5 protein-coding genes are annotated in these 4,572 nt (G+C 37.4%); 4 read left to right on the top strand and 1 reads right to left on the bottom strand.

Features of this window, described 5'->3' with window-relative positions:
- Window positions 1-167 precede the first annotated feature (167 nt).
- The 4 genes from G6N06_RS19470 to G6N06_RS19455 all read left to right on the top strand — a co-directional run bounded on the left by G6N06_RS19470 (window position 168) and on the right by G6N06_RS19455 (window position 4,034).
- Window positions 168-890: a hypothetical protein gene (locus G6N06_RS19470; protein WP_163518367.1), complete on the top strand. Its 723-nt coding sequence runs from the start codon at window positions 168-170 to the stop codon at window positions 888-890.
- Window positions 891-1,194: 304 nt separating this feature from the next.
- Complete coding sequence (locus G6N06_RS19465) at window positions 1,195-1,671, top strand: hypothetical protein (protein WP_163518366.1); 477 nt, start codon at window positions 1,195-1,197, stop codon at window positions 1,669-1,671.
- A gap of 420 nt (window positions 1,672-2,091) precedes the next feature.
- The gene (locus G6N06_RS19460) at window positions 2,092-3,471 is read left to right on the top strand and encodes an IS110 family RNA-guided transposase (RefSeq protein WP_163518365.1); all 1,380 of its coding nucleotides are present in this window, start codon (window positions 2,092-2,094) and stop codon (window positions 3,469-3,471) included.
- A 101-nt stretch (window positions 3,472-3,572) separates the two neighbouring features.
- Window positions 3,573-4,034, top strand: coding sequence for a hypothetical protein (locus G6N06_RS19455; RefSeq protein WP_163518364.1), 462 nt, complete (start codon window positions 3,573-3,575; stop codon window positions 4,032-4,034).
- A gap of 158 nt (window positions 4,035-4,192) precedes the next feature.
- Here the strand turns inward: G6N06_RS19455 and G6N06_RS19450 are convergent, their stop codons facing one another.
- Window positions 4,193-4,426: a hypothetical protein gene (locus G6N06_RS19450; protein ID WP_163518363.1), complete on the bottom strand. Its 234-nt coding sequence runs from the start codon at window positions 4,424-4,426 to the stop codon at window positions 4,193-4,195.
- Window positions 4,427-4,572 lie beyond the last annotated feature (146 nt).

Raw genomic sequence — 4,572 nt, 5'->3', positions numbered from 1 at the left:
AATCCCGAAGGCTATCTCTTTTTGGACCAAAAGAGAAAACTAGGTTTGGTTAAGAGAATTAAAAAACAAATCGATAAATTCGCTTTGACCAATGAAGACCTTGGAATTGAAATTAATTGATTCTTAGTACATTACAAAAACGTTAGTCAGAATTTAAACCAACCTTTGTGGTAAAAAAGAAAGACATCGAAAAATTAATTGTTCAGAACAAAAAAAGTAATCTGACAAACCATTGGAATGATGCATTTCACTACAATACAACAAAGTACAGTGGAGAAATTAAACGTAATGAACTTTTGATTTGGCGTTCATCTCATTTTTTGCGTGGTGCTTACCCAATATTCCATCTGACTTTTAACCAAAATGATGAACTGAACGGAATAAGGACAGAGAAAAACCCTTATCACAAACTGCTAAATAAAATAACAATCGGATTTTTAATTGTGTTGATTTCAGGTTTGTTCCTCTCAACTGACTTTAAAATGGCTGTAATTGGAACAATTGGACTTTTAGTCATTGGACTTTTATTACGTTTGGTTTTGGGAAAGTCCAAAAAATACGAAACCAAACTTCTGACTGACGAACTGAAAGAAGCCATTGAAAATATTGAGCAAAAAAATAACTCTGAATTGACCAACAAACCAAAATCTGAATTAAAACAGGATAAGGTTAAAGAATGGACTTTTACGAAAATCTTGACAAGAATTATACTATATCCATTCTGTCTATTTATTCTTTATCTATGTATTCAAATGATTTTAAATCCTGACCCAAATCACCCAAGACAAAGACCTTTAAGGATTTTTGGAATTATAGTTGTTGGTGGATATTTAGTAGCTGACATAATGATTATTGTAAGAAACTTAATGAAAAATAAAAACTACAGCTAACAACGTGTAAGCGCAATAACGGCTGAATTTCCTAATCGGAAATTCAACTCGTTTTGCTAAATTCGGTGCGTCAGCGGAAAGTAATCGCGCACTTTCCCGTTACTGACGCTTACACAAAACCGTTGTGCGTCATTTTGAAAACCAAATCGTGAAACATATAAAACTGATTTTATTACTTACTTTTTTAAGCTCGTGTTCAGCTATAAAATCAATTGTTGGTTTGTATGGAAAATGCGAAAACGGATACCTCGCCTGCACTCAAATTGAACTGAAATCGGATAAAACCTTTGAATATTTCAATTTTATGGACGTTGGTGGTGGAACAGTAGTTAAGGGTAATTGGGAACAGATATCAAATGACAGTATAAAACTGAATACATTCGAACAACCAAAAAATCCGAGTACGACTTTTAAAGGAAAAATAAACCTTAACAGAACTAATATTCAAGTAAAAATTGCTGACTTGGAATTACCTTTAGCTGGAGCGTTTATTGTTTTAAACAATCAAAGTTTTGGAAAACCAGCAGACGTGAATGGAATTACAGAATTGAACTCTCAAAAAGTTGAGACAATTACTTATCATTATTTAGGTCAAAAAGAAACTATTCAAATCGATAATCCAAATTATAACGAAATAGAAATAACTGTTAGAGATTTGGATTTAAATGCAGTTCCGAGATTTTTGACTGATAAAATAATGACTTTAGATAAGGGAAAATTGTTTTTTAACGATGGATATTCATTAAAGAAAACCAACCTGAAAAACAGACAATGGAAATAAAAAACGAACGCACAACAATGGCTATAAGTAATTGCTTGTTCTCGCCTACTTCTGAAAATCCTCGCGGATTTTCAGTTTGGTGTGTACTTGCAAAGTTAAGTGCTAAACTACGCAACTACTCATAGCCGAGACCGTTGTAAAACATTCCCCACACAAAAAATTTCTATTAATTTCTTGAGCTAACGATAAGAACTCCCGACCTTTATGTCGATCCTATGCAAGGCCGATTTTAAAACTGGTGCATCATAGCCCGGTACACATTCTGGTTGAAATGTAAAAGCCCTCGAAGTACCAATTCAAGGGCTTGTTGATAATTTCAGTGGTGGTCCGTGATAGTGGAACCCCGTTCAGAATAATTTTCTATATCAAAGTTACGTTTCCTTAGGGTCATTTTTTACTAAACCATAAACTTTTTTTATCATGGAAAGAAAAATGAAACTTGGAATGGACGTTGTAAATTTCAATGCCTCCGGAATCGACGTGGGCAGTCGCTCACACTATGTGGCCATTGGCCAAGAATTAGAGGATGTCAGGGAGTTTGGGGTCTATGCCGAAAATCTCACAGAACTTTGCCAGTGGCTCTTGGACTCTGGCGTGACCACAGTGGCAATGGAGTCCACAGGAGATTATTGGCAAAATCTGTATGTAGAGCTTATCTCCTTCGGTTTTGAGGTCGTGCTGGCCAATGGAAAGTTCACAAAGAATGCCAAAGGCAAAAAGACGGACGTTAAGGACTGTCGATGGATACAGAAGCTCCACACCTTGGGGCTGCTCACAGGCAGCTTTCTACCTGATCTTACAACAGAACAGTTGAGGACATTTTGTCGCCAAAGGGGGAACTGGATAGATCTGGCCGCTTCGGCCACGCATAAAATGCAGAAGTACCTTAAACTATTGAACTTTAGGTTGGACGTTGTGGTCAAGGACGTGTGCGGGCTTACAGGAATGAAAATAATAGACGATATCTGTAAGGGCAACCTTGATCCCCAAAGTTTGGCCGAGCACCGGCACTACAATTGCAGAAAACCAAAAGAGGAAATTGCCAGGGCGCTCCACGGCAACAACCGATCGGACTATCTCTTTGGGCTGCAACAGGAGTTCGACAGCTATAAATTCTTTCAAAAAAAGATTGCTGACTGCGACAAAGAAATCGAGCACTTTATAAAACGAGAGCTGAAAGAGCATCCCGAGCGCAGCAAAATGAAAACAACCGAAAAGCCCTATAAGAGAATCAATAAAAATGCACCGCAGATCAAAGATCTGAACCAAATAGCCTTCCGCTATTTTGACGGGGTTGATCTCTTTGCCATCGAGGGACTGAGTCATTCCACGGTACTGACCATAATGAGCGAGATAGGTCCCCAGGGCTTCAAAAAATTCGGATCATCAAAACAGTTTTCTTCTTGGCTCAGGCTTGCACCCAATAATAAAATATCAGGAGGAAAAACACTCAGCAACCGCGTGCCAAAGGGAAGCAACCGGTTGAAAATCGCCCTGCGCCAAGCGGCCAATGCCATAGGGAACCTAAAGGATACACACCTTTCAGATTTTTTCCGAAGGGTCGCCTACCGAAAAGGAAGACATTCAGCAGTCAGTGCAACGGCACGAAAACTCGCAGTGATCATATGGAACATGGTCACAAAAAAGAACGGATATCAACCTCCTACAAAATACTTATTCCTGGACCAAAAAAGAAAACTTGGGCTCATTAACCGTATTAAAAAACAAATCGATAAATTTGAATTGAAACCCGAAGATTTCGGTTTTACAAAGAACCTGAATATCAACAACTTAATTTGACGTTAGTCAGAATTTGAATGAAACGATTTCTAACAATCATATCCTTATTTCTGATTTGCAATTTTTCTAATGCTCAACATTCTGACAGATTCAAAAAAATAGTGAGTGAACTTGAGGAAATTGAATCTAAACCCGACACAATTTTTTACGGAAATGGAAAAATTTGGTGGATAAGCACAATTACCACTTATAAATACAACTCCGAAAACTATTCAACTCATTCAGGAAAGCAAACTCAATATTACAAAAACGGACAAATCGCAAGTGAAGTTCTTTTAGGAAAATACGGAAATATAATATCTTGGAATTCTTATGACCGAGATGGAAATAAAACGTCCGAATCGATAACAACTGAAATCGACTCAGATGCAAATAATCTGACTGAATTTTTCGAATCCGACGAACATATCAGTTTTAAAAGAAATGAGAAATATTATAAATGCTCATATAAACTACAAGTCTGTTATTTGTTCAAAGAAGGACAAACAGTAAACGGAAAAAAGGTCGGACTATGGAAAACTTTTAACGAAAACGGAGAACTGAAAAAAGAAAAAAACTATTGAATAAAAAAAACGTTTTACAACAATGTATAACCGCAATTACGGCGGATTCGACTACGTCCGAATCCACTCGGAATTGCTAACGTCAGTTCTTAACCGAAAAATTTGCGTACTTTAACCCGTAACTGACGGTTATACGAGACCGTTGTACGCAATAAAAATTACTGCATCATATCCATAAATATAGCAAGTGCATCGTCATTAAAAAAAGAAGAAGTTTTGCCATTATATTCAACAGTTCTCTTTACACCAGTTAGCTTCATTATTCCAACAGGCTCTTCAATTGTTATGGTTATTCCATTTCCTTTATGTTCTGTAAAGTAGCTTCCTACATCCATTGTTCCACCGCCTTTTACCAAAACTTCTTTTACTGTGTTCCATTTTCTCGTTTCCATATCCGTAATTTTAAAAGCGTACAATCGAGTAGACGGGTGACGACCTACCGGTCGCCACTGCGCCTCTCACACCACCGTACGTACGGGTCTCGTATACGGCGGTTCGCAAAAAGATGGGTTGAGTTCTAAGTAAACATCGGTCAATG

Origin of the sequence: Gelidibacter japonicus (genome assembly GCF_010725055.1) — a bacterium.
GTDB lineage: Bacteria > Bacteroidota > Bacteroidia > Flavobacteriales > Flavobacteriaceae > Gelidibacter > Gelidibacter japonicus.
This window is presented reverse-complemented; position numbering and strand designations above follow the sequence as displayed.

Bases quoted from the DNA above. Each gene is read 5' to 3' on its own strand.
- G6N06_RS19465 (WP_163518366.1), top strand. From the start codon at position 1,195: ATGGACGTTGGTGGTGGAACAGTAGTTAAGGGTAATTGGGAACAGATA.
- G6N06_RS19460 (WP_163518365.1), top strand. From the start codon at position 2,092: ATGGAAAGAAAAATGAAACTTGGAATGGACGTTGTAAATTTCAATGCC.
- G6N06_RS19450 (WP_163518363.1), bottom strand. From the start codon at position 4,426: ATGGAAACGAGAAAATGGAACACAGTAAAAGAAGTTTTGGTAAAAGGC.